The sequence below is a fragment of the Photobacterium jeanii genome, from assembly GCF_001650345.1.
GTDB lineage: Bacteria > Pseudomonadota > Gammaproteobacteria > Enterobacterales > Vibrionaceae > Photobacterium > Photobacterium jeanii.
Genome location: NZ_LVHF01000032.1, coordinates 1 through 2,484, shown reverse-complemented (window position 1 = coordinate 2,484; position 2,484 = coordinate 1). Strand labels below are relative to the sequence as shown.

Annotated in this window: 1 rRNA gene; it reads left to right on the top strand. The window is 52.3% G+C overall.

The features are described from left to right. Positions 1-2,465, top strand: a 23S ribosomal RNA gene (locus A3K86_RS22865); the annotation flags it as partial. Positions 2,466-2,484 lie beyond the last annotated feature (19 nt).

Here is a 2,484-nt window from a genome sequence, read left to right as displayed (position 1 = left end):
AGAACCTGAAACCGTGTACGTACAAGCAGTAGGAGCCCACTTGTTGGGTGACTGCGTACCTTTTGTATAATGGGTCAGCGACTTAATTTTAGTAGCAAGGTTAACCGTTTAGGGGAGCCGTAGGGAAACCGAGTCTTAACTGGGCGTCACAGTTGCTAGGATTAGACCCGAAACCAGGTGATCTAGCCATGGGCAGGTTGAAGGTGAGGTAACACTTACTGGAGGACCGAACCGACTAATGTTGAAAAATTAGCGGATGACTTGTGGCTAGGGGTGAAAGGCCAATCAAACCTGGAGATAGCTGGTTCTCCCCGAAAGCTATTTAGGTAGCGCCTCGGACGAATACTACTGGGGGTAGAGCACTGTTAAGGCTAGGGGGTCATCCCGACTTACCAACCCTTTGCAAACTCCGAATACCAGTAAGTACTATCCGGGAGACACACGGCGGGTGCTAACGTCCGTCGTGGAGAGGGAAACAACCCAGACCGCCAGCTAAGGTCCCAAAGTTATAGCTAAGTGGGAAACGATGTGGGAAGGCTCAGACAGCCAGGATGTTGGCTTAGAAGCAGCCATCATTTAAAGAAAGCGTAATAGCTCACTGGTCGAGTCGGCCTGCGCNGTTGGCTTAGAAGCAGCCATCATTTAAAGAAAGCGTAATAGCTCACTGGTCGAGTCGGCCTGCGCGGAAGATTTAACGGGGCTAAGCTATACACCGAAGCTGCGGCAATGCATTTTATGTATTGGGTAGGGGAGCGTTCTGTAAGCGGTTGAAGGTGGTCTGTAAGGGCTGCTGGAGGTATCAGAAGTGCGAATGCTGACATGAGTAACGATAAAGGGAGTGAAAAACTCCCTCGCCGGAAGATCAAGGGTTCCTGTCCAACGTTAATCGGGGCAGGGTAAGTCGACCCCTAAGGCGAGGCCGAAAGGCGTAGTCGATGGGAAACAGGTTAATATTCCTGTACTGCTTATAACTGCGATGGGGGGACGGAGAAGGCTAGGTGGGCTTGGCGACGGTCGTCCAAGTTCAAGGGTGTAGGCTGATTTCTTAGGTAAATCCGGGAAATCACTAAGGCTGAGACCCGATGTCGAGTCACTACGGTGATGAAGTCATTGATGCCATGCTTCCGGGAAAAGCCTCTAAGCTTCAGGTTATAAGCAATCGTACCCCAAACCGACACAGGTGATCAGGTAGAGAATACCAAGGCGCTTGAGAGAACTCGGGTGAAGGAACTAGGCAAAATGGTACCGTAACTTCGGGAGAAGGTACGCTCCTAGCGGTGATGAGACTTGCTCTCTAAGCTGCCGGGAGTCGCAGATACCAGGTGGCTGCAACTGTTTATTAAAAACACAGCACTGTGCAAAATCGAAAGATGACGTATACGGTGTGACGCCTGCCCGGTGCCGGAAGGTTAATTGATGGGGTTAGACTTCGGTCGAAGCTCTTGATCGAAGCCCCGGTAAACGGCGGCCGTAACTATAACGGTCCTAAGGTAGCGAAATTCCTTGTCGGGTAAGTTCCGACCTGCACGAATGGCGTAATGATGGCCACGCTGTCTCCACCCGAGACTCAGTGAAATTGAAATCGCAGTGAAGATGCTGTGTACCCGCGGCTAGACGGAAAGACCCCGTGAACCTTTACTACAGCTTGGCACTGAACATTGACCCTACATGTGTAGGATAGGTGGGAGGCTTTGAAGCGCAGTCGCTAGATTGCGTGGAGCCGTCCTTGAAATACCACCCTTGTAGTGTTGATGTTCTAACGTCGCCCCCTTATCGGGGGTGCGGACAGTGCCTGGTGGGTAGTTTGACTGGGGCGGTCTCCTCCCAAAGAGTAACGGAGGAGCACGAAGGTGGGCTAATCACGGTCGGACATCGTGAGGTTAGTGCAATGGCATAAGCCCGCTTGACTGCGAGACTGACAAGTCGAGCAGGTGCGAAAGCAGGTCATAGTGATCCGGTGGTTCTGAATGGAAGGGCCATCGCTCAACGGATAAAAGGTACTCCGGGGATAACAGGCTGATACCGCCCAAGAGTTCATATCGACGGCGGTGTTTGGCACCTCGATGTCGGCTCATCACATCCTGGGGCTGAAGTCGGTCCCAAGGGTATGGCTGTTCGCCATTTAAAGTGGTACGCGAGCTGGGTTTAGAACGTCGTGAGACAGTTCGGTCCCTATCTGCCGTGGGCGTTGGATGATTGAGAGGGGCTGCTCCTAGTACGAGAGGACCGGAGTGGACGAACCTCTGGTGTTCGGGTTGTGTCGCCAGACGCATTGCCCGGTAGCTAAGTTCGGAATCGATAACCGCTGAAAGCATCTAAGCGGGAAGCGAGCCTCAAGATGAGTCATCCCTAGAGCTTTAAGCTCTCTAAAGGGTTGTCGGAGACTACGACGTTGATAGGCAGGGTGTGTAAGCGTTGTGAGGCGTTGAGCTAACCTGTACTAATTGCCCGTGAGGCTTAACCATACAACACCCAAGGGGTTTT